This is a genomic window from Microcoleus sp. AT3-A2, from assembly GCF_036705685.1.
Classification (GTDB): domain Bacteria; phylum Cyanobacteriota; class Cyanobacteriia; order Cyanobacteriales; family Microcoleaceae; genus Microcoleus.
The window spans coordinates 22,827-46,780 of sequence record NZ_JAUBVF010000051.1; the positions used below are offsets into that span (position 1 = coordinate 22,827).

Genomic DNA, 23,954 nt, shown 5'->3' on the forward strand with positions numbered 1-23,954 from the left:
ATTGTCAAACCCCCACTTGCCAATCTCGTCAATCGTGAGGCCATTGGATTAGCCGTCTAACTCACGTTATTTAGGATAGGCATAAGTCATTTTCGCTAACATACTCTGACCGCTCTTGAGATTTCATTACGTGCGTTAAATATTCGTACTGAGATGGCAAAGTAGCACTCAGGTAATGGGCTTTCTGCTTAATCAGGTTGAACTTGGCTAATGCCTTCTCGTCATCAATATGCTCCAGAAGCGGTAAACTGCCTTCAGGCTTATGATTGAGTCCGAGCAACATTACGGAATAAGAGTATGTCTCAAAGCCGTGAAAATTTGGATTGATATTCTTTTTATTTGGTAGCCTCTTTTTCCACAAGTTGAACCTCTCACGCAGTTCCTCTGAAACCTTAATCTCGTGCTTGGTTGCTTTCCAAAACGGTGTATCCGATCGATCGCTAGCATAGTAATGGAGTATCAAAAAGTCCCGAACACCATCTATACAGTTAGCGATAGCTCTATTATAGTTTCGGATCAACTCCTCACTAAATGACTTGCCTGGAAAGTGGTTGACTAGCTCTTCAATTCCATGCTGGATAAAAAATATCCCGGTAGACTCCAATGGTTCGACAAATCCACTGGAAAGACCTATAGCTACACAGTTTTTCACCCATGAGTTCCTGTTTCGTCCAATTCTCATCTTGATATGTGATGCTTCGCAATTATTAGAAGCGTCTCCCAGATGCTTGCGAAATTCCTGCTCTGCTTCCTCTTTAGAGATAAACGCACTTGAGTAAACGTACCCCGTGCCTATTCTTCCGTAAAGAGGTATATTCCAGATCCAGCCAGAGCTCTGCGCGGTTGCCGTTGTATAAGGGTCGATCCCATTTTTCTTGATATCAGCAGGTACCTGCATAGCAATTGCGCTGTCGCAGAGTAGTGACTCTGAAAAAGAAATAAATGGCTCATTAAGAGCTTTGTCGATCAGTAGACCGCGAAAACCAGTACAGTCTACGAACAGATCCGCACTGATACTGCCGTGTTCTTTGGTATGGATGCAATCTATGCTTCCGTCCTCTGTTAACTTTACGTCTACCACATCATCAACAATCTGCTTCACGCCTCTCTGTGTTGAATAATCTTTCAAGAACCGGGCAATTAGATTCGCATCAAAATGATAAGCATAAGGATACTGTCCTTCTGCATCAGCAAGCGTTATAAGTCTTTTTTCAGCTAAATGAGCGTGGGAAAATAAATGTTCAACTCTGTCATCGAAGACTTTGCCGTCCAGAAATCTGGGAGACCTCTGGTTGTCGCATAGTGTCGGTGCCATGAAACAGGAGTAATCAAATGGCTCACTGCCACTTTTCAGTTTCAGCCACCATTCAGAGATACTGAACCCATCTATAAAGTCAAATCTTTCAAAAGTGTGGAAGAAGTGTCTTTTGTCTGAATTCCAATCAACAAACTTAATCGCCATTTTATAAGTGGCATTACATTTTGGCATCCATTCATACTCTTGCAAGCCAAGAAAATCGAAGAATGACTTGATACTACTAAAAGTTGCTTCACCTACTCCAATCGTTGTGATGTTGGAAGACTCTACTAGAGTAATATGAACATTTTTGTCCAGGGCTTTGCTCAAATACGCCGCAGTCATCCAACCTGCTGAACCACCACCAACAATTACAACATTTATTGTATGTGATGACATGATAATAGTACCTCCTAAAGAATGTGCTAGATATAGATTATCGTCATTATTTGAGCATTGACGAGACAAATTCGGGCTGCACACCTTATTTCCAGAAAACAGAAAGTAGGTGGGGTTTCGTTCCTCAACCCAACCTACTTTTGCAGCAATAATCTGATTCTAAGATTTGTCTGGTTCTAAGAGTTGAAAATTTTACATCCGGTAAGCTACGCAGCTTTTAAAGGTTGTAAAATCTCGCGGGGTTCGGCAAAAGGTTGGTCAAAGCTATGGGTTTTTGCATAAACCAGAAGCTCAGCAATCTGTTCCGTGGAAACTGCAAACAAATTCTCAACTATCTCAAAAGCCTCTTGACGGCTCTCAATAGTTAGTTGTATTTTGTTGAGCGATTGCTCCACCTCCGGTGATCCTGTAGTATGACCTGTTTCCACAGCCAAATGAGAACAGCCAAAATAAACAAGCTCCTTTTGGGTAATTGGTCGTAGTTCTTCTGCAACTGATGCTGTCGCTGACAAGACCACACTACCCGTTGCTTCTATCACTTCCACGATTACTAGCTTAGCGATCGGACTGGCTCCAAAAGCATATCGAAACATTTGATATGTTACCAACCGCGAAGCTTTTGTTTCTTCATTCCAGATAAACTTCAAAGAATCGCTGAATTTCAATGATTTGTTAATACCCAGTGTTTCCAAATCTTTCAAAAGCCACAACCAGTGATGATCGTCTTCATAAGTATGATTGTTGACTATTTCCTGAAGAGGATCGTTGGTTGGTTCTTCTCGGAGGACATACTTGTTCAATTCACCAAAACTCATTGCAAAGTGAGCAATGCAGGGAGCGAAAGCTAGGCGTTGTCTTGGGTCTATACTTTTGTCTCGCATAAACTCAAATAGCCCAGATTTAGCAAATTCTTGCTTCTTCTTTTCAATTAAAGCTAATACTTCTTTCATCGTGATGCACCTGATTCTGATCAATAGGCTAGTAACTTAATCACGACGTAAATGTGATTTGAATCAATAATATTTGTGTTTAACATCACGTCTAGTTGTGATCTCGATCGCCTAAACCAATGTTTTCCAGCCCCCGGGCGTCTAATTTTTTCTTGGTAACAAGGGTCAAAAAGTTAGCTAAACCTTGAATTCATAAGGATTTGTCTTTCATGCGTGCGAGCGAAATCACAGAATATGTTACAATATTGTAATCAACTGGGTGAGGTGTCAGACCGTACATGATTAAGTCGGAGTTCAAACCAGATGTTCGGCTGTCCGTCCGTCCTCGCACTTTCAAAGTTTAGGCATCTCGCTATCTAAAAAATCCCTGAGTAATTATTGATATTTTAAAGTATCCCACTTACAAAAAATACTTAAGTGCCGTCCGCCCGCGCTCCGATCAATACCAAGCGCAATGTTAACCCAAAACTTCGTCAGAGAATAAAACTCATGAATACACTTCCCGGTTACAAAATCACAGAAGTTGTTCAACTTGGTGTGAAATCCATCATTTATCGCGCAGTCAGGGAATCAGATCGAGCATCAGTCATCGTTAAAACACTCAATACCGAATATCCCACAATAGAAGAAATAACCCGCTTGAGACATGAATACAAAATTAGCTCAAATCTCAAAGTCGAAGGGATTGTCCAACCCTATAGCTTAGAAAAATATAAAAACAGTTTCGCCTTCATATTAGAAGATTGTGGCGGTCAATCTCTCAAACACCATCTAGCGGGTAAAAGGATTAAAATTCAGAAGTTTTTGCCGCTGGCTATTCAAGTGGCTCAAACTCTCGGAGAAGTGCATCAAAACCAGATAATTCATAAAGATATAAAACCCTCAAATATTATCATTACCCCAGATTTTCAACAAGTAAAAATCACCGACTTTAGCATGGCAACGCGCCTATCTAGAGAAGTCCACCAAAATAGCAATGCCACCGTGCTAGAAGGCACTCTAGCCTATATATCCCCAGAGCAAACCGGTCGGATGAACCGAGACCTCGACTACCGAACAGACTTGTACTCTCTAGGCATCACCTTTTATGAAATGCTGACAGGAGATTTGCCTTTTAACTCAACCGACCCATTAGAATTAATTCACAGCCACATTGCGGTAACGCCAGTTCCTCCTTATCAACGAAACAATGAAGTCCCGCAGATGGTTTCATCCATTGTCATGAAACTATTAGCTAAAAATGCCGAAGACAGATATCAAAGTGCCTTTGGAATAAAAGCCGATCTGGAAAATTGTCTAACTCAGCTACAAACTACTGGCAAAATAGAAAATTTCATTCCAGGGACACTTGACAAATCCGGTCAATTTTTGATTCCCCAAAAACTCTACGGCCGCACACAAGAAGTCGCTGATTTGATGGCATCATTCGAGCGAGTCAGCTTTGGGAAAACAGAGATGGTGTTGGTAAGCGGTTACTCAGGCATCGGCAAAACTTCAGTTGTCAGTGAAATTCACAAACCAATTGTCAGGCAGCGGGGTTATTTTATAGCTGGCAAGTTTGACCAATTTAAACGAGATATTCCTTATGCTGCACTGACTCAATCCTTTGAGTCATTGATGCAGCAGTTATTAACAAAAAGCTCAGACGAGTTGGCAATTTGGAAAGAAAAGCTCTTGTCGAGGCTAGGTCAAAACGGTCAAATTATTATTGATGTTGTCCCTTCTGTCGAACTAATAATTGGTTCCCAGCCTGCTGTTCCACAATTGGGGCCGACAGAATCTCAAAATCGCTTTAATCGATTGTTCAAAGAATTCTTGAAGGTGTTTGCCCAAGCAGAACACCCCTTAGTTCTCTTTTTGGATGATTTGCAGTGGGCAGATTTAGCTTCCTTAAAATTGATTCAGGAACTAGCAACAGACTTGGAGAGCAGATATTTTTTACTGATAGGAGCCTATCGAGATAACGAAGTCTATTCGACTCATCCTTTAGTTCAAACTGTCGAAAAAATTCAACAGACTGGTGTTCAGGTGCATCACATTATGCTCCCGTGTCTAGAGGTGAGCAGCGTTACTGAGCTAGTGCGGGATACTTTAGGTAATGAAACTGAAAACTTCAAGTCACTGGCAGAGTTGATTTTCAAGAAGACTGGCGGAAATCCTTTTTTTATAACTCAACTTCTCTCAACTATTTATTCAGAAAAACTTTTAACTTTTGATTTCACTGTGGGTGCGTGGCAATGGGACATCATAGAAATTGAAGCCGCCGGCATTGCAGATTACAGTGTCGTTGAATTAGTTGCTCGGAATCTTCAACAACTGCCGGAGGAGACGCAGCAAGTATTAAAATTAGCTGCTTGTATAGGCAACCGTTTTAATTTAGAAAATTTGGCAATTGTTAGGGAAAAATCCGGCTCGGAAACGGCGGCTGATTTATGGAATGCGCTTCAAGCTGGTTTAATTCTACCAACGAGCGATGCTTACAAAATTCCCCTTTTTGACGAGGAAAGCGACTCCCAGCGGCAATCCGATGGGGATGGAGGTGCGAGTCGCGCTCAATCCCCAATATCTTACAGATTTTTGCACGATCGCGTACAGCAAGCCGCCTATTCTCTCATCCCTGACTCTCAGAAAAAACAAACCCACTTAAAAATCGGATACCTGCTACTGCAGCAGGGCGGGCACGGGGGCACAGCCCCTACGGCATCGGAGATAGCAGAAAATATCTTTGATATTGTCAACCAACTCAATATCGGGGTGGAATTTATCACAAATGAGGAACAGCGATATGAACTAGCTAACTTTAATCTCATAGCTGGCAAGAAAGCTAAGAATTCTGCCGCCTATGAAGGAGCACTCAAATATTTTAATGCAGCTCTAGCACTTCTACCCGATCGAGCTTGGCAGAGTCACTACGATTTAATGGTGGAACTCCATACCGAAGCGCTGGAATTGTCTTATATAAATACCGATTTTGAGCGAGCGTTCCAGCTATCAGAGATTATTATATTACGTACCCAAAATTTGCTAGAAAAAGTCAAAGTTTACGAGCTAAAAGTTAGTTTTTACTTTAATCAAAATCAACCCCAAGCTGCGATAGATATAGCTCTAGAAGCTTTAAAAATGCTGGGAGTGTACATCCCAAGAACCCCACAAAAATTGAAGATACTCAAGGAGCTATTTCTGACAAAACTAGCTTTAAGAAATAAGCAGATTGAGGATTTATTGGAACTGCCGCCAATGGCTGACCCTAATAAAATTGCGGTTCTACGGATTTTAATGAACATGAGTCCGGCTACTTTTGTAGCAGCACCCGATATGTTCCCATTGATAGTCTTTAAAATGGTTACACTTTCTCTTAAATACGGAAATGCGCCGCTATCTAGTTTCGGATATGGAAACTATGGTTCGCTCCAGTGTGGGGTGTTAGGCGATATGGATGCTGGATACCGATACGGTCAAATGGCTCAGGCACTTTTAGAACGATTCCACACCAACTTGCACAACTCTCAAATTTCACTAATTTTTAATAGTTTTATCCGTCACTGGTCTGAGGGGGGCCGAGCAAGTTTTACAGGTTTAATTGAGGGTATTCAGAGCGGAATAGAAACGGGAGATATCAGTAATGCTTGTTATTGTGCGAGTTTTTACAGCAATTATATATTTTTGAGCGGCGAACCTCTGGACTCCGTGGAAACTAAGCAGAATCAATATATTCAAATGTTGGTTAATTATAAGAATGAATCTATGATTTATAAAGCTAAAGTTGGGGCGCAAGTTGTCTTAAATTTGCAAGGAAAAACAGACAATCCTTGCCTATTGACTGGCGAAAAGTTTAATGAAGAAACTATGCTACCAGCATTAATGGAGGGTCAAAATAATCTGGTATTATTTGTAGTATTTTTCTATAAAACGTGGCTAAATTATATATTTAAAGATTATGCTAAATCTGCTGAAAATGCCGCGACAGCATCAAATTATTCTGAGGGTGCGATGTCTTCGATGTATGTTCCCATCCACAATTTTTACTATTCCCTAGCACTCTTAGCTTTGTATCCCACAGCTTCAAAAATCGAACAGAAGAAACATTTAAAAAAAGTTGGTTCGCTTCAGAAAAAAATGAAGCATTGGGCTTTGAACTCTCCGGGAAATTATCAGCACAAATATGACTTAGTAGAGGCAGAAAAAGCGCGAGTATTGGGACAATATGAAAAAGCTGCTCTGTATTACGATCGAGCGGTGAAAGGAGCATCGAACCATGAATACATCCACGAAGAAGCCCTAGCCAATGAACTAGCTGCAGAATTTTATCTAGATAACGGTCGAAATAAAGTAGCTCAGACTTATCTGATAGATGCTTACTATGGCTATATTCACTGGGGAGCAACCGCCAAGGTAAAACATTTGGAGTCACAGTATCCGAGTTCTTTACCGCCTGCATCGGTGGGAAAAGCCAGCGCCGATCGAACTATTACTAGCACTAATTATAGCACTAGCAGCAGTCACAGTAGTTTATTGGATTTGACAACTGTTGTTAAAGCATCTCAAGCGCTAGCTAGTGAAATTGTGTTGGACAAGTTGTTAGAAAAGTTAATGAAAATGGTGATTGAGAATGCTGGGGCGCAAAAAGGTTTTCTCCTGATGCCCAAGGACGGAAAATTGCGGATTGAAGCAGCGGCATCGGTGGAGTCTTCGGATGTTGCAGTTGAGCAATGTCCGACAGTTGCTCCAGCGGAGGTTTTACCAATAACGGTGATTAATTATGTTGAAAGGACGCACTCTGATGTGGTTTTAAGTCAGGCGGCTAGGGAAGGTCTATTTACAGATGACCCCTATATTAAAAGACGGCAAGTGAAATCGGCGCTTTGTACTCCCATTCTGAATCAAAGCAAACTCGTAGGCATTCTTTATCTGGAAAATAATTTAACTTTTGAAGCGTTTTATCCAACCAAATTGGAGGTGTTAAAAATGCTTTCTTCCCAAGCGGCTATCTCTCTGGAGAATGCCGTACTTGTTGCTAATTTGTCGGCGGCTAAGGAACAGTTGGAGGATTATTCGCGGACGCTGGAGGTGAGAGTAGAAGAGCGCACGCAGGAATTAAAAACTAAAGAAGCTAAGCTGCAAGAAGCTCAAAAACTGGCGCACCTCGGCAACTGGGAATTTGATTTGGAGGGGGATAAATTAACTTGGTCTGAGGAAGTATTCCGAATTTTTGGTCTTGACCCTGAACTACCAGAACCCACTATTTTAGAACACAGGAAGCAAATTCATCCAGATGACCTAAAGTTGTGGTTAGAGCGATTAGAGAAGATTATTCAGCTAGGAAAGCCTTGTGAGTTTGAATTGAGAATTTTGCGCCATGATGAAGCTGTCAGATATATTTATGTTAAGGCGCAAGCTATTTTTGATGGCGGTAAGGTGATTAAGTTATTTGGGACGATACAGGACATTACGGAGCGCAAGTTAGCGGAGGATGCTTTGCGACAGTCGGAGGGGCAATTGAGAGAAAAAGCGACACAATTGGAAGTTACTTTGTCCGAATTACGCTCGACGCAGACTCAATTAATTCAAACTGAAAAAATGTCTTCTTTGGGGCAGTTGGTGGCGGGGGTTGCTCACGAAATTAATAATCCGATTAATTTCATTTATGGCAATGTTCTCCATGCTAACGATTATAGCTCGGATTTGCTGGGATTGATTGATCTTTACCAGGAGTCTTACCCGAATGCTAATCCTGAGATTGTTGCTAAAACAGAAGATATTGACCTCGCTTTTATTCAAGAAGATTTGCCCAAAATTCTAAAATCAATGCAGGTTGGGGTCGATCGCGTTCGCAATATTGTGCTGTCCCTGCGGAATTTCTCACGCCTGGATGAAGCCGAGATGAAACCAGTGGATGTTCACTCCGGGATTGATTCGACTCTGCTAATTTTGCAGCACAGGTTGAAAAAGGATGCAGTCGGACATGGCATTGAGGTAGTTAAAGAGTACGGTCAACTGCCGGAGGTAAATTGTTATGCTTCTGGGTTAAATCAGGTGTTTATGAATATTTTGAGCAATGCAATTGATGCAATGGAGTTAGGAGTTGGGCGGCCGGAGACAACTGCCAAACTAGAAAATCCTTTATCTCCAATCTTTGAGCGAAAGATTGAGATTCGGACTGAGGTATGCGACAAAAACTGGGTGAGAATTTACATTGCTGATAATGGTCGGGGGATGACGGAGGAAGTACGATCGCGAATATTTGACCCTTTCTTTACTACAAAATCTGTGGGCCAAGGTACCGGTTTAGGGTTGAGTATCAGTTATCAGATTGTAGTAGAGAAACACGGCGGGAAGTTAATGTGCTTTTCCGCGCCCGGTGAAGGGGCTGAGTTTGTGATTGAAATTCCCGTGAAGCAGTGAAGTTTTTTTTAGTTTTTATAAGATTTTTTTAACCGCAGATGAACGCCGATGAACGCAGATAGAATTGTATCTGCGTTCATCTGTGTTTATCTGCTGATATCTGCGGTTCCCAATTATCAATCTAAATATTAAACATCGCGTTCTGTCCGCACCCATTTGGTTTGGCGCTTCAGGAGAAAACCCAGATACAAAGGTATTTTCCACAGGATGTAAAAAGGTACAGATAACAAAGTGGAACCGGAAATATCGGACCTCCCGAATTTGGCCCAAGCGCCGACAATTGAAACTAAAATCAGCAATCCTTGTACTGCTAACAAGACGGCGGGAATTGGAGATGTTCCCAAAATTGCTGCTAGTAAAGAGGTGGCAAAAGCAGCTAGCCAGATAGCTACTAACAGTGATAGGGGTGGGACGGATAAGTCGAGGGCGATCGCCAATAAGTCAAAACGTTTTTGCTCGACTGAAGCTGCTGTCAGCCGGGGAGTTTGAGTTAACAATGTCTGTATGTGACCGTGTTCCCACCTGGTTCTTTGACTTTTAGCTGCTTGCTGCTGCTGTGGCAAACACCCGGTAACGTTGGCTTCGGGGCAGAATACTGTTGGGTGTCCGGCGATCGCCAAATCCAAACTCATCTGCATATCTTCAACAATATTGCTGCTAGCTAGGGAAACCGATCGAATTATCGACCAGGGAAAAGCCATGCCAGTACCTGTTAGTAATGATGGGAATCCTAACTGTTTTAATCCGCTGGGACGGACTAAGTTTTTCACAAGAAATGCTAAAGCAGAAATGGAATCTTTAGGAGTAGGATTTGGTGGCTGTTCCATGAGATATGTTGCTTGCACTGGTCTTTGTTCAGCAACTGCAACCCGGGCTAATTTTTCTATAGAGTCTGGCTGACAGATGCAGTCTGCATCAACCATGATGACTACTTCTGGGGGGTCTGATTCGATCGACTGCAAGCCAAAATCCAGTGCGTATCCTTTGCCCTTGCGTTGTGTGTCTTGGCGTTCGATCGCACTTGCACCGCAGTTACGGGCGATTTCTGCCGTGGCGTCCGTGCAGTTGTCAGCAATCACTAACAAGCGGTCTTGAGGTGTTAGCTGTGGCAAGATGGTGGAGATGGTGGCGGCAATTCCTGCTGCTTCGTTGTAAGCGGGAATTAAAACTGCTACTTTGGGGCGGGGCGCTTTAGTTTCCGCTGTCTCGCCCTGGCCGGACAATAAAGCTGCACTGCATTCTAGAAATAGAACTGCAACGGGAATTAGAAGGATCAGGGCGATCGCCCATAGCGCAACATCAATCAATAGGAACAGTAGCTGATTAATTTCCACAATTCTAGTACCTTAATTTAATTTAATTCGTGGCGTTCATTGATCTTATTTAATTTAAATGCCCCTTTGTTAAGTCCCTGCGCCACTCTATCTAAAGTATCATCCTATCATGCCTGCAAAAAATCACCGTTATCACCTTTGTTGTGAGGACTTAAGTCCTCCTAAAACTACTAGGACGAGCGTCCTCACTACCAATTAATTTGATTGCGGTTGTTCAATCAGAAATAATATTATATCATGTGGATTCTGACAAGGTTAAGTCAATCAATTTAATTAAATTTAAAACAAGCCCACACGGGAGAAACCTGGTTTCTAAAAGAAACCAGGTTTCGGGATGTTCTGTTTTTAATCCACTAAACACTTAGGCGATGTTTAACATCAAATCCAGTTTCATCGGAATAATAAAATCGAATCAACAGTTAACACTCAAGCATTCAGTTTTTCGACCCCGAGTCAACTGTTAAAAAGCATTTCGCTCGTGCAACCGGAATCGATATAACTCATTCATCTCCTGTGGGTGGGCAGTCATCAAGCAATCTCCAAACTCAAAACTATGTTCAAGCTATGCAGCATCGCGGATAGCAACAGATTCAGATTTTTTTGTGGTGAACTGTGCGGGGGGTGCAAATTCTCTGAGATATCTCGACACCGATCGCAAATATCCCACTTCTGCTTGAATCAAATCCAGGGTAGAAAGACTCTCAACTAAGTCATCAAACTCATCTGTCGTAACTCCAGCACTGTGCAAGACTTCTTGGTTAAGTCGCCCGCAGATTCCTTGCAGGAGGAGTTCGATAATCTCGCTATAGTCAGCGATTTCCGTTCCGTAACCTTGCAATTTCTTCGGATTGATTCCCCATTGCAAAATCTTCAACAAGTCTTCAGGGGCACTCCACGCAAAAGAGGAAGCAATCACTTCTTTTTCCGCTGCGACAAGAGCGTGCTTGATTTGCACTTCGGGGAAATCTGGATCGATGATTAGGCTTTCGAGCTTCGACACTTGTTTATCTAACACGCGCAAAGAAAAAGGAGCTAATTCTACACTCACCATGTCGCCAGTATCGTTAATGCTTCTAAAAGGATCTTCCAAAACATTAATTAAGAGGTGAATGTCGGTAGGCTTTTTCCAGTCAAACTGTCCAAGGAAAAACGGTTCTTCGTATCCCGGCAAAAGTCCTTGAAAATAAATCGGCAGATTTTTGCCGGATTCAAGAATTTTATAAAGAGCTACTTCCAAGGTTTCTGTCGGCCACCCGAGATTACTTACCGCAACAAATTTCAGTTTTCCGGGAACGGACACAACCAGAGAATTCAGCAATAAATGTACGGCTTCAAAAAGATTTTGAGCCGTTACGTAGCGGTGAGGAGCGTGAACGTTGACAGTTTTACCTTGCTCTACTTTTTTGGACATTTGCTCGCAGAACAAGCTATTTTCCAACATATGAGTAAAGCGAACCATCCCGTAAGTCACATCTCCTTCTTGAGCTGCTTTGGCAAATTGCCATTCGGCAAACTTCTTCGAGGCGGCGTAAACTTCGGTTGTAAAATATCGAGATGTTTTGCCTGTAGAAGAGAAGATGCAGTGTTCTACGCCGTATTCTTCGCAGAGTTGGATGATGTGTTTACATCCTAACAGGCTGGTTGTAACTGTTTCTCGGATTTTGATTTCAGCTAGTCCGGGTTGGCGTTGGGCTGCTAGGTGAAAAACAATTGCTGGTTTTTCTACCTCAAATATGTGTTTGAGCGCCTCCAAGTTGCGAATGTCGGCGGCATAGAAAGTTACAGCACCTTCTCGGTTAAAAAGCGGGAGATTTTCTTCGGGGTTTTGACATCGGGCGTTGTCTGCGGAAATGATTTTAGTTGCGCCTAACTCGATGAGTTTTGCGATTAAGAAACGACCGACACATCCTTCTCCACCGGTGATGAGGATGGTTTTTCCTTTGATTTGGCTGCTGACTGCGGATGCGTATAGGTGAATAGTGCGACCGCGCACGTCGCTAAAAGGTTCGCTTTCTAATTGTCCATCGGCTTGATAGGCTGCGATTAGCTGTGCGGTCAGAGTTTGTAAGGTCGCGAGGATTTCAGGATCTTGGGGTTCTGGGGAACCGGGCGGAACTAGCTGCTGGATGCGCTCGATTATTTCCGCTTTGCTGGCACCTTCAAACACTTCTCTTTGGTTAAATGCACTCTTCACTTTTTTTGCTCCTTTAAATTCTAGAAATACAGTTGCTGATAAGCGAGTTGTTAAACAAATTTTCGAGGGACAGAATCTTTAAAAGTCTGCTTGGTTTTAGGATTTTTTCTAGGGAAAGCTACTTAATTCTAAAAACACGCCATCGGCTCTGCTTGTAGTTTTATTAAGCGCTTGTGTAACCTGCTTACTTTTGCGATCGGCAAATATAAGCAAAGTCGGAATGTTCTCTGTCCAAAATTGGTCACTACAACTATATACTTAAATTGCTGAGTGTTGGCAATACTCGGAACATATCTTTACTATTTCTTTGCAATCACCTGCGAGTTTTCACGCAATTTTAAAGTTTATGTAAAGTAGGGTCTACGTTTAAAAAAACTTAACAATACACTCGACATTGATTATAGCATTGTACTTTTTAAGTAAAATGTACTTTTTGTTACTAAATAAAGTTAAATTTTAAGTAAAGATACGCACAAAAGCTCGAATCAAATATTTCCCTCTGCTGAAAATTTTGTTACTTGATGGGTGGGGTAGTCCTGCAGTGCCTACCCCTGTATGTGTGCTGCTACTAGGCGCGAACAATGCGTTCTTTTTTGCTGCCTTCAAAGCCACGAGCATCCCCAACATCGTAGCCTCCTGTTCGCAAGCGACGGTCTAAATCGCTGGGTTCGGGAGAAGTTTTGGCCGCTTCTTCGATCGTGACTCTGCCTTCAAGCACGAGTTTGTAAAGACCCTGGTTGATAATCTGCATTCCTTCGTAGGTATCATGCTCCATTAATCGGAAAGCTTCATCATCAGCACCTTTCATCAAGTAATCGTGCATGGCAGGTGTATTCACCAAAATATCGTGAACTGCTACCCGACGGTTGTCAACTGTTGGTAGCAAAAGTTGAGCAATTACCGCTACTAAAGAATCGCAAATTTGAATCCGCATCGCCTGTTGTTCCTCGGGCGGGTAGAGGTTCAACAACCGATTAAGAGCGTTAATGGCGCTGCGAGTGTGGAGAGTTCCCAATACTAAGTGACCAGTTTGAGCTGCTTGCAACGCTGTATTGATGGTAACGCGATCGCGCATTTCCCCGATCAGAATTACATCTGGATCTTCCCGCAAAACAGCCCGCAAAGCCTGTTGAAACTCGTGGGTGTGCAAGCCGACTTCCCGCTGGCTGACCAAGCATTTTTTAGAAGGGTGAATGAATTCGATCGGGTCTTCAATTGTAACTACGTGCTTTTGCTCCATCTGGTTGAGGTGGTCGATCATCGCAGCTACGGTTGTCGATTTCCCCGAACCGGTAGGCCCCGTAACCAATATTAATCCCTGCGAGCGCAAAATGATACTTTTGAAAACTTCTGGCAACCTCAAGGAATCGATAGTAGGTATTTCCAAACTAATCAACCGCAATACCATCGCACCGCCACTGAGGGAATCAAAACAGTTTAGCCGACACCGCACGAAGCCAGGGTAAAAAATTGCTGAATCTAATTCCTTGGTAGTTGCAAACTGTTTTCGCTGTTCGGGGGTGAGAATTTCGGCTAGGTACTGTTCAAAAATTTCTGGCGTTACTTTGGGGTGGTTAGTTGCTACTTGCATCACGCCCCGAATCCGAAATCGAGGTACTTGGCCTACTCGAATGTGAATGTCGGAAGCCGAGGCACTATGGGCATCTCTGACCATTTGTTCGATCGTACTGACGGGTGTCTCAACAGGTCGCTGCTGCTGCTGGGCAGGGGGGGGCGCACTCGGCGCGGGTGGAGGAGGCGCGGGTGTTGCAGCCAAGGGCGGGGGCGGGGGCGGTGTTCGGCGGGCTTGAGCCTCTGGTCGAAGAGGTGTAGGATTGTTTAATGGGTTCATTGTTTTGTCTCCAGTCAGTCTATTTTAGATTTTAGATTTTAGATTTTAGATTTACTCCACAGATTAATCTGGGAGCAGGAACTAGAGTCTAAAATTTGGGGCTCGACCCTGACTGAGTGTCGGGGGCTTGTGTCCGTTTTTGGGCGGGGTCAATGTAGATTTATTGCGAAAAAATGCCCGATTTCTAATCTAATCGCTCGCAGCTAATTCGGTGTTAAATGCTGAGAATATTTTACAATTAGGCTTGATGGGGCGATCGAGTAATTAACAATTTCAACTCCTATGAACATCGGTCACAAAATCGCCGACTGGCTCGAAAATCGCGCTGTTACCCCTGCCTACGCGGGTTGGCTGCTGTCGGGAATGACGGTTTTCTTTTTTGGGTCGGCGACTAATACAATGTCTGGGTGGCTGTACGTGCTCAGCGGTGGGGGTTTGGCACTGTTGGCAGTAGCGGCTGTTTTGCCTGGAAAATCGCTCCGTTCCTTGGAAGTCCGTCGCCGCCCCATCGAACCGGTGAGTGCGGGCGATCAAATCACCGTCGAACTAGAAATCGAAAATAGCGCCCGCCAACCTAAGACTCTGTTGCAACTGGTAGACATCTTGCCGTTTGTATTGGGAGAACCCGTCGTCCGCCCGATCGAAGTCATAGAGCCTAACAGTATATACAGGGAGACATACTATTTAGAAGTTCGGCAGCGGGGGGTCTATCGGTGGCAAGAGGTAAACTTGAGGACGGCGGCACCTTTAGGGTTGTTTTGGTGCCGACGCAGCCGCCCAGTCAAAGCGGTGGCGGTTGTGTATCCACAAGTTTTGCCGTTGAGCACTTGTCCTTTGATCGATCGCATCGGTCAAGAAGACAGCCCGCAATTTTACAATCGTAGTCGATCGCAAACTGCTACCGAAGGCCTCACCCGCAACCTGAGACCTTACCGCCACGGAGACCCCACCCGCCTGATTCACTGGCGCACCAGCGCCCGCTACGGAGAACTGCGGGTAAGAGAGTTAGAAGTTGCAGCCGGCGGTCAAGAAATTATTATTGCTCTCGACAGCGCTGCCGCGTGGCAGCCAGAAGAATTTGAACGAGCCGTAACAGTAGCTGCGTCTCTTTACTTCTATGCTAGCAAGCGCCTGTTAAACGTCAAACTTTGGACTGCCGGGACTGGAATCGTATCGGGAAACCGGGTAGTTTTGGAAACTTTAGCGGCGGTTAATGCTGGGGAAGATGCGATCGATAATCGGCCGAAACTGCCGATAATTTGGTTGACTCAAAACTCTGCAAGTTTAAGCACTCTTTCCCTAGGCAGCCGCTGGGTACTCTGGCCGTTTGCAACTGCGAAAACAGGCGAAAAAATGTTAGTCAAATATGAGTTACCGGGTTTTGAAATTCGCTCCGACCGACCGTTAGAACTTCAGTTACAAGATACTCTGGAAAGAGCGCTTAATTATTAAGTAAGATAGACCACGAACAAACCTGTGAAAGAGCGATTAGTTATGAAGATTGACTTGATTAATCTAAAAACTCAAGAACCATGATACACTACAGGAGTGTAATTCATCAACCTAAGGGTCTTACAGGGTCTGGCAATTGCTTGGCAAGTTAAAAGCAGCTTAGATTACTATGACTCCGGTCATAAACATCATATCTCATTCACCAAACAGGAGAAAAAATGACTTTCTGGGAGAAATTAAAGCAGAACGTATCACAAATCAATGATTCTCTGCAAACCAATATTTCCAAGTTTAAAAACAATGATTTTGCTGATGCCTCCATGGCAATATGTGCATTGATTGCGGCTGCTGATGGCACTATCAATACCGAGGAAAGACAAAAAACGGCGGCTCTAATAATTTCCAATAAAACACTCCAAATTTTTCCGGCGTCGGAGTTAAAGCAAAAATTTGATTTTTATTGTGAGAAGCTCTCACAGGACTTCGATTTTGGTAAAATTGAGGCTATCCAAGCGATAGGGAAACTTAATAAAAAACTAGATCAAGGTCGTGCAGTCATCCAAATTGGCATTATTATCGGTGGTGCAGATGGTAATTTTGACAAAGATGAAAAGAAGGTTGTCAAAGAAGCTTGCCATGCTGTAGGCATTAATCCTGGGGAATTCGATCTCTAAATTCAGCTATTTTAGGGTTCTAGCCAATCAATTATTCAAGGCTTTATATCTGCGAATAGCATTGTTCATTGAGTTTATTTGCTCTGCGTGAAATGAGGGAGGCATTAAGCTATGAACAGTATGAACGAGTCCATTGTGCATGACATCGGTCGGAAGTGCAGAATGATCGAGTCCGAGTGTATGTCCTATTTCATGGGCAATGGTATTTGCAATTAAGTTAGATAGTTGATTGAGACTAAGGCTGGCATTGCAAGAAGCATAGAATACTTGGTCAATCCGAATAGTCGCCCGATCTGTAACCATTCCCGATTTGAAGCTAGCCACGCCGAGATAGTCAACCGGCTGGCTATCCACGAATATATAAACATGAGTAAAATCTTCGCCCCACTCTTTGCGATCGGGGGGATCGGAGGTCAAAAATACCTTGATGCTTCTAAATGCGCCGTAGAGTTTGGAGAAAGCGTCCATCAGTAAGGAAAATATCGCTTCTTTATTTTCGGGTGCGACATCCATTCCTGATACATCTACCCAAATGCAACGCCGAAAATCGCTATCATTATCAATTAGAACTCTTCCACAGGAAGGGCAAAACTCCCACTGAGGCTGGATACGGGAACGACAGATCTGACAGCGGAGTTTGGGGGGTTTAGTCAGGTTTAGCCGTTGAGAAAGGGGGAGTTTTAGCTTGCGATTGTGTTTGGTTAGGTCTAGGCGATCGTACAGAGACATTGACTGATTGTAGGAATTTTTTATCGTAGTATTCTTGTTAATTTGAGCTAATTTTAGCTAAGGCTATGGGTTGAGTTGATAGTTGCCACAGTCTCCAACAAAATGCTCCGATTTCCCTATTTTAATATTCCTTTCAATCTGGCCTGCTTAATCCAAGCGGGAAATTCATTCAGCAGTCTTTCATACAATTGTTCATCAGTGATTTTTCCCAAATCGTCTAAATGAAAAAAGTTAGCGTTATCAACCAGCCGGCCACCCATACTATCTAGTCTTTCCAGAATTCCATAGTTAAAACCAGCCAATCCCACAAATTGCCAAAAAATCGGATATTTTGCACCTTCAACTATAGATTTTTTAATTTCTGGCTCATTAGTAACGCCTCCATCACTGAGGAAAACAATAATGTAGGCAGTTTACTAGCCTTTTCCTGAGTATACTTCTTTATGACATCTTGTATTACCAAACTTTCATTGTTTCCCCCGCCTAATTCCAGCATCAGAGAAGGCATTTTAAAAACAAGTAAAGCTCTCTTCATTGCGCCGGCTTCTTTTGTGATATAGCCATCAACATTTGTCTCCGTCACCGATCTTGTTCTTTTGAATGTTGAGCCAAAAAACCAAACATCTAAAGTGGCATCATCATCTAGTCTGCTAGCTACTGGAACTATTCTTTCAAGGAACGCTTGCACTGCACCAGAACTATATTGATGGCTCATAGATACAGAAATATCCAAAACCAAAGCGACTCTTGCTAGGATACCCTCAATCCCTTTCTTTTTAAGACAAATATCTACTTTTGCTTTTAAAAGGATTATATCTGCTTTTTTTGTAATATCAATAGGTTGCTGTTTGGTTTCTTTTTCAGGTTCAGGAGTTAAGACAGGCTTGTCTACTTTCTTCTCTTCCTGTTTAATATCAACAAAATACCGATCTACAAAACTTTGCAAGCCGGCATTATAGCCTTCTCCTACTGCTTGAAATCTCCATGCCAAATCTTTTCTATACAATCTGCCAAACTCCAACGCTGTCTCTTGAGAAAAAGCTTCTTTTAAATCGTACCGAGCTAACTCGACTCCTGTTTCCTGGTTGTAAAGCCTGATAAACGCATTTTTAACTTGGCTGAAATTTTGATTTTTTTCCAGCCCTTCGTGAATAGTGACAACAAAAACTATTTGCTCAATAGCAATCTTGACTTTTGTCAAATCTACGTAGATCGTCTCATCATCATCTTCGCCTTGCCCAGTTCTGTTATCTCCTGAATGTCTTAAAGAGCCATCCAGTGATTTCAGATTATTATAGAATACAAAGTATTTTTCATGAATTATTTTGCCGGCAGCACCTAACATAAACACAGAAGCATCAATATCATAGCTTGGGCCAACCTGACTCACATCCCAACCTAAGCCAATCGCCACGTGTTTTAAATCGGGAGCAGCTTTAGAAAGATTTAACCTTTCACCTTTGGTTAATTGGATTCCCATTCTATTGGTTTTCCTTCAATGTAAATTCGGCTGATTAGCTATTGTCAACAAAAAAAGGTTTCGATCGTTGTTGTCCACTTCTGATTCCAGGAAGTAAGGAGCATCTATGTACCGAAGGAGTTGTTAAGCATAGGTTTTCACAAGTTCCTGTAACCCATTAACCTTAACACCGTTACCGATGGCTGCCATTTTCCACTCATTATTATGCTTGTAAATTTCTGCCATCAGCATCCCCGTCATGCCTTTGTATTCAGAACCTGATAGGTTATATTTTGCGAGCTCTTGATTATTAGACGTATTAACCAAACGCACAAACGCATTTTGAACTTGTCCGAAGTCTTGCTTGCGTGCAATGCAATCGTAAATGTTAACTGTAAAAACCAGTTTGACAATTTGCGCGGGAATTCGAGATAAATCGACGAGAATTTGCTCGTCATCTCCCTCTCCCGCTCCAGTCAGATTATCACCTAGATGCGTAATAGCTCCTGAACGGTGGGAGAGATTGCCAAAATAAACGATATTGGTCATATCATTCACTTTGTCATTTCGATCTAAACAAATCACTGAGGCATCCAAGTCATAATCTGGAGCACTGCTAAAAGCCCCAAACAAACCTCCACCGGAGCGTTTCGCCACATCCCAGCCTAATCCGCAGATAAGTTTTGTTAGCCCTGGCGCTTCTTTGGAAAGCGAGATGCGCTGTCCTTTTTGTAGGTTAATTCCCATGTGTTTTACCTTTTAGCTATAGCGATCGAGTAATGCTTGCAAACCACCTTGATAGCCTGCTCCCACTGCATTGAGACGCCACTCACCGTCTTTCCGGTAAAGTTCAGCCATGATCAGTGCGGTCTCTATGGAATAATCTTCTACAAGGTCATAGCGAACAGCTTCCTGTTGTGTTTGGGCATTAACGAGCCGCACGAAGGCATTTTGCACCTGACCAAAATTTTGACGGCGTTGCTGTGCTTCATGGATGGTTACAGTTACAAGAATTTTTTGGACATCATTAGGCACTTTTTTGAGGTTGATTTTGATAACTTCATCATCCCCCTCGCCCGCCCCCGTGAGATTATCTCCCAGGTGCTGCACTGATTTGTCGGGATCTGGACTTGTGAGATTGTTATAAAAAATGAAGTGGTTGTCAGAAATTAATTTTTCGTTAGCACCTAATAGGAACAATGATGAGTCTAGGTCAAAGTCAGAACCCGTGTCTGTAGCTTTAACGTCCCATCCCAGTCCTACGAATACTTCTGAGAGACCGGGTGAAATTTTTTCAAGCGATACCCGTTGTCCTTTTGTCAGAGATACTGCCATGATTCAATCTTCCTCTTTATTAGAATTAGAAGTGGTTATGGAGGGAGGCGCGGACTGGAAAACTTTATTAAGTTTTTGTTGGAAATAGTTGGAGAATTTTAAATCTTAAATAATAAGAATATTAGCTAACTGTGCCGATGTCAATAGGGGTTACAACTCTTAATTATTTTTTTTGTATGAGTACAAAGCAATCATGCCCTGCCTCCCACAGTTGTGTAATCTCAGCTTGGGTTATTGTGCTTGTGTATTTTGAACTCTCGGAACTTGGCTCTGTTTTGTGATGCCCGTGACCATTACCAGGCCGTTTCCACAAGGCGCTCCGCTGGGAAGTCTCCTGCGTTGCAATACCATCGACTTGTGGCGTCGATGGTGTTGCGACGGATTCCCAACGCTTGAGCAACTTCGATTTTCTTCATGCCATTTAACTCGATCGCTGGAATGACCTGATCAAAAAGGTATAAATGTACAGTTTGTGCCCAAAAGTCGGCGTGATCGCTCTGCAAAACTGGCCACTAATTGTAGTCTATTTTCTAACCGACGAAAGCGGTTGCTATAGTTTAATTTAAATGCCGATCAGCTCGAATCGAACTCTTTGCCTGACAATAAAATCTCAATCCCTATCACTCTCTAGTTTCGGGGAGAATTTCTACTACATACTCCGGTACATATTCGGGTCGATTCTCGGGCCGATTCGGGGGCAAATTCTGAGGAACATTCTCCGGTGGATGTTCCAGCCTGACTCGCCGGATCGGGAGATTTGCAATTAGTGCTGTAGCCCGCTGGTCGCTCTCCAGCGAGAACTCAGACCCGGTGGTATCGATTTCCACGTAACGAGACACCACCTCTAGAATTTCTCGGCGCATCGACTCAACCATTTCTGGGCTGAGTTCTGAGCGATCGTGGGCTAGAACCAGTTTGAGGCGCCGTTTTACCTCGTCGCGGCTGTTGTCAGGGGTGCGCGGGAAAAGTCGTTCGAGAAGTGTATGTATCATGGGTCGGGCTGTTTTGTCAAGGGTTAGGCATAGAAAAGGTCATACCATTTTCGATTTTCGATTTTCGATTTTCGATTGGGGAATCAGTGATTCCCGTCTGGTTTGGAGCTGGGCGACACTTTCATTCTTTTTGGGAACTGGTGTAACTGGGGGAAAATTTGGGCTAGTTTTTGTGATGCGGTCGCTGCTGTTAAAGATCGATCGCCAATAAGCACATCACATAATTTTAGTATTTAAGAACTTGCGGAGGCGAGTAAAGAAGTTTTCGGGACGGGGATTTAGATCGAGAAATTCAACTTTTTCGCCTTCTAAGCGGCGGGCAATATTGTCGAAGGCAGTTCCAGCTAAAGAGGCCGTTTCCGACAATACTAATGGTTCGCCTCGGTTGGTGGAAACGATGACGCGCTCGTCGTCGGGAACGACGCCTAACAGCGAAATGGCGAGGATTTCCCGCACGTCTTGCACCGACATCATATCATTTGCCAGCACCATTGCGGGTCTAATCCGGTTGACGATCAGGTTGATTTTCTTGACGTTGTTGGCTTCCAGCAGCCCGATGACTCGATCGGCATCGCGGACAGCAGCGATTTCGGGAGTGGTGACAATGATCCCTTCTTGGGCCGGGGCGATCGCATTTTGAAAACCTTGTTCAATTCCAGCAGGAGAGTCGATCAAAATATAGTCGTATTTTGCTCCCAACATCCCCACAAGCTGCTTCATTTGCTCAGCGCTGATGGCATCTTTCATCCGAGTTTGGGCAGCCGGCAACAGCACCAAGCGCGGCTGTCGCTTATCTTTCACCAAAGCTTGCTCTAATCGGCACTCTCCAGCGAGAACTTCTAGGGCCGTGTAAACAATCCGATTTTCTAAGCCCAGCAGCAAGTCTAAATTTCTGAGACCGAAATCGGCATCTATTACGGCAACGTTGCGCCCCCGCTTAGCTAAAGCCATGCCGAGATTGGCTGTGGAGGTGGTTTTTCCTACCCCGCCTTTGCCTGATGTAACAACAATAATGCGAGCCATAAGCGATTTTAGATTTATTGGGACTTGGTGATTGGTGATTGGTAATTGCTAATTGGTAATTGGTAATTGTAATTTGTCTTACTTTGGGTTGATAATTAGCAATTATTCTTGGGTAATTTGGCAGCCATCTGTTATTCAGTGAATTAGCTCAACACTCTCAACTCTCCTTGTTCTACTAATTCTCTATAAATTTGCACTTAAATTTTAAATCGTCCTTTAATGACTGATTTAGCCAAGGTCAAAATTATCAAGTGCCGGCTTAAAGAGAAAAGTATTACTAATTACCCATTACCAATTACCGATTACTCATTACCCCCGACTAACTGCGATTTGTCAAAATCAGAGGCTCTACCGATCCGAATCCCTTGAGGCGTCACATAGGCGACTTCCGGGAAAAACTGAGCGGGTGAGGTTTCTGGACCTCTGGCAACATACTTAGCAATCCTAATCACCATCGGTTCCATCTGCAAGGTCATAATCACGCTTTTGGTGTTGCCACCAGCACCGGCGTGCACCACTCCCCGCAAACGGCCCCAAACTAGGATATCGCCTCCGGCGATGACTGAGCCGCCGGGATTTACGTCTCCCAAAAGTACGACGGTGCCTGGATGACGAATTTCTACGCCCGATCGCACTGTCATCTGCAAATATAAAGGTTCCGCCAGCGATTGCGGTTTTTCAGCGGCGGCTTTATTCAGGGAAGAAACCGGAGGCTGCTGTTCTACACAATAGCCTGCTGTAGCTGCGGCAACGGCGGTTTGGCGGCGGTTGGTGTGGACTCGTTTGAGTTGCAGTTCCACTTCGGAGAGGGCATCAGCGATTTCTTGTAGTTGGCGGATATCTAAAAGTCGATCGTTCGCCATCAATTGTACTTCGGCATTTGCCTGCCAAAAGCGTTCTCCTGCATTCAGTCTGACTTTTAGCTGCTGCCAAAGTTCAGTCCAAGTCGAGGCTGCGGTTGTTCCGGGTTCGCTGTTGGTTTCGGGGGGGAGTAGCAACAGTAGCTGTCCATCTTCTGTCTTGAGTCGGACTTGCAACTCTAAGCTGACTTCGGGTGTTGATTGAGGGGCGGCAGCAGCGGCTCCGGGGGAGGCATCGGGTGTCATGGGACAGTTTGATCTCGGGTAGGGACAGGTTAACATCAATATTAGCCTGAGTCGTCTTTTGCCTCAGCATTTGGAGGGAAAAGTCTTGTTTTTTTATTTTTAACGGCAGCTAGGGCAATTCTCTTTCGTTTGTGAACAAGATTTTGTTTTGATGAACCGCAGAGGGCGCAGAGGGCACAGAGAAAGAGAATTAAGAGATCGGAAGAGAGTATGAGAGAAGTTCCTGTCGGGGCGACAAGTCGTCTATAACGCTGATAGAATAAGCCTCATAGCTCTTATGCCTTGTTGATAATTAGGTAGTTTATGTGGAGACAAAGACATTAATTCAACAACAACCTGCCAATTACTAAACATCAAATCGACCCATGATTCACCCCAAAGTCCAATATAAAAAGTGCTATGTCTAGCATATTTTCTGTGACTTTCTGTTTTTCTGCTTAGATATTCTTGAACTTGCTTTGACTTAATTTCTATCCCTTGGATTATACTCTTCAAGTATGCTAGTGATAACAGAATTAATAATTTACTCAATCGCTCGCCCGTGAGATTAGTCCTTTCTAGGTTATATCCTCCACCCTTAAAGTCTCTAAACATTTCTTCAATTCCAAATCTTTTTGCATAAGCATCAACTGCTGCTTGTATATTTGCCAAGCTTGTCAGAATATACCAAGGTTCTTCTGTAGTAATATTTCGATATTTACCCAGCCACTTACCTGCCAAATTAAACCCCGTAACTGGTGCGGTTTTTCGGATTGT

At 43.5% G+C, this 23,954-nt stretch carries 14 protein-coding genes and 2 pseudogenes; 3 read left to right on the forward strand and 13 right to left on the reverse strand.

The window, feature by feature from the left end; genetic code table 11:
- Positions 1-70 precede the first annotated feature (70 nt).
- Positions 71-1,696: a tryptophan halogenase family protein gene (locus tag QUB37_RS22625; RefSeq protein ID WP_333166359.1), complete on the reverse strand. Its 1,626-nt coding sequence runs from the start codon at positions 1,694-1,696 to the stop codon at positions 71-73.
- A 206-nt stretch (positions 1,697-1,902) separates the two neighbouring features.
- Positions 1,903-2,646: a hypothetical protein gene (locus tag QUB37_RS22630; RefSeq protein WP_333166362.1), complete on the reverse strand. Its 744-nt coding sequence runs from the start codon at positions 2,644-2,646 to the stop codon at positions 1,903-1,905.
- A gap of 489 nt (positions 2,647-3,135) precedes the next feature.
- Between QUB37_RS22630 and QUB37_RS22635 the strand changes: the two genes are divergently transcribed.
- Positions 3,136-9,048 (forward strand): AAA family ATPase, encoded by a 5,913-nt coding sequence (locus QUB37_RS22635; protein ID WP_333166365.1) that lies wholly within the window; start codon positions 3,136-3,138, stop codon positions 9,046-9,048.
- A gap of 128 nt (positions 9,049-9,176) precedes the next feature.
- Here QUB37_RS22635 and QUB37_RS22640 read toward each other — a convergent pair whose 3' ends face one another.
- From QUB37_RS22640 to QUB37_RS22650, 3 genes are all read right to left on the reverse strand, one after another.
- On the reverse strand, positions 9,177-10,382 hold the full coding sequence (locus QUB37_RS22640; protein WP_333166367.1) for a glycosyltransferase family 2 protein: 1,206 nt from the start codon (positions 10,380-10,382) through the stop codon (positions 9,177-9,179).
- Positions 10,383-10,944: 562 nt separating this feature from the next.
- Positions 10,945-12,576, reverse strand: a complete 1,632-nt coding sequence (locus tag QUB37_RS22645) for a polysaccharide biosynthesis protein (RefSeq protein WP_333166370.1) — start codon at positions 12,574-12,576, stop codon at positions 10,945-10,947.
- A 568-nt stretch (positions 12,577-13,144) separates the two neighbouring features.
- Positions 13,145-14,428 carry a PilT/PilU family type 4a pilus ATPase gene (locus QUB37_RS22650; protein ID WP_333166373.1) on the reverse strand — a complete coding sequence of 428 codons (1,284 nt, stop codon included), beginning with the start codon at positions 14,426-14,428 and terminating at the stop codon, positions 13,145-13,147.
- A gap of 282 nt (positions 14,429-14,710) precedes the next feature.
- On the opposite strand from QUB37_RS22650, the gene QUB37_RS22655 reads away from it, so the two are divergent.
- Together QUB37_RS22655 and QUB37_RS22660 are read left to right on the forward strand one after the other, a co-directional pair.
- Complete coding sequence (locus QUB37_RS22655) at positions 14,711-15,880, forward strand: DUF58 domain-containing protein (protein WP_333166375.1); 1,170 nt, start codon at positions 14,711-14,713, stop codon at positions 15,878-15,880.
- Between the two features lie 218 nt (positions 15,881-16,098).
- Positions 16,099-16,554: a TerB family tellurite resistance protein gene (locus tag QUB37_RS22660; RefSeq protein ID WP_190657273.1), complete on the forward strand. Its 456-nt coding sequence runs from the start codon at positions 16,099-16,101 to the stop codon at positions 16,552-16,554.
- Between the two features lie 27 nt (positions 16,555-16,581).
- Here the strand turns inward: QUB37_RS22660 and QUB37_RS22665 are convergent, their stop codons facing one another.
- The 8 genes and pseudogenes from QUB37_RS22665 to QUB37_RS22705 form a co-directional block, all read right to left on the reverse strand.
- The gene (locus QUB37_RS22665; protein ID WP_333166379.1) at positions 16,582-17,067 is read right to left on the reverse strand and encodes a matrixin family metalloprotease; all 486 of its coding nucleotides are present in this window, start codon (positions 17,065-17,067) and stop codon (positions 16,582-16,584) included.
- Between the two features lie 332 nt (positions 17,068-17,399).
- Positions 17,400-18,763 (reverse strand): annotated as a pseudogene (locus tag QUB37_RS22675) (TerD family protein).
- A gap of 123 nt (positions 18,764-18,886) precedes the next feature.
- On the reverse strand, positions 18,887-19,489 hold the full coding sequence (locus tag QUB37_RS22680) for a TerD family protein (protein ID WP_333166384.1): 603 nt from the start codon (positions 19,487-19,489) through the stop codon (positions 18,887-18,889).
- 12 nt (positions 19,490-19,501) lie between these two features.
- Complete coding sequence (locus tag QUB37_RS22685) at positions 19,502-20,077, reverse strand: TerD family protein (RefSeq protein WP_333166386.1); 576 nt, start codon at positions 20,075-20,077, stop codon at positions 19,502-19,504.
- A gap of 620 nt (positions 20,078-20,697) precedes the next feature.
- Positions 20,698-21,069, reverse strand: coding sequence for a cell division topological specificity factor MinE (minE, locus tag QUB37_RS22690; RefSeq protein WP_333166388.1), 372 nt, complete (start codon positions 21,067-21,069; stop codon positions 20,698-20,700).
- Positions 21,070-21,285: 216 nt separating this feature from the next.
- Complete coding sequence (gene minD, locus QUB37_RS22695) at positions 21,286-22,092, reverse strand: septum site-determining protein MinD (RefSeq protein ID WP_333166390.1); 807 nt, start codon at positions 22,090-22,092, stop codon at positions 21,286-21,288.
- 302 nt (positions 22,093-22,394) lie between these two features.
- Positions 22,395-23,198 carry a septum site-determining protein MinC gene (gene minC, locus QUB37_RS22700; RefSeq protein ID WP_333166392.1) on the reverse strand — a complete coding sequence of 268 codons (804 nt, stop codon included), beginning with the start codon at positions 23,196-23,198 and terminating at the stop codon, positions 22,395-22,397.
- Between the two features lie 243 nt (positions 23,199-23,441).
- Positions 23,442-23,954: pseudogene (locus QUB37_RS22705) on the reverse strand (IS4 family transposase); the annotation flags it as partial.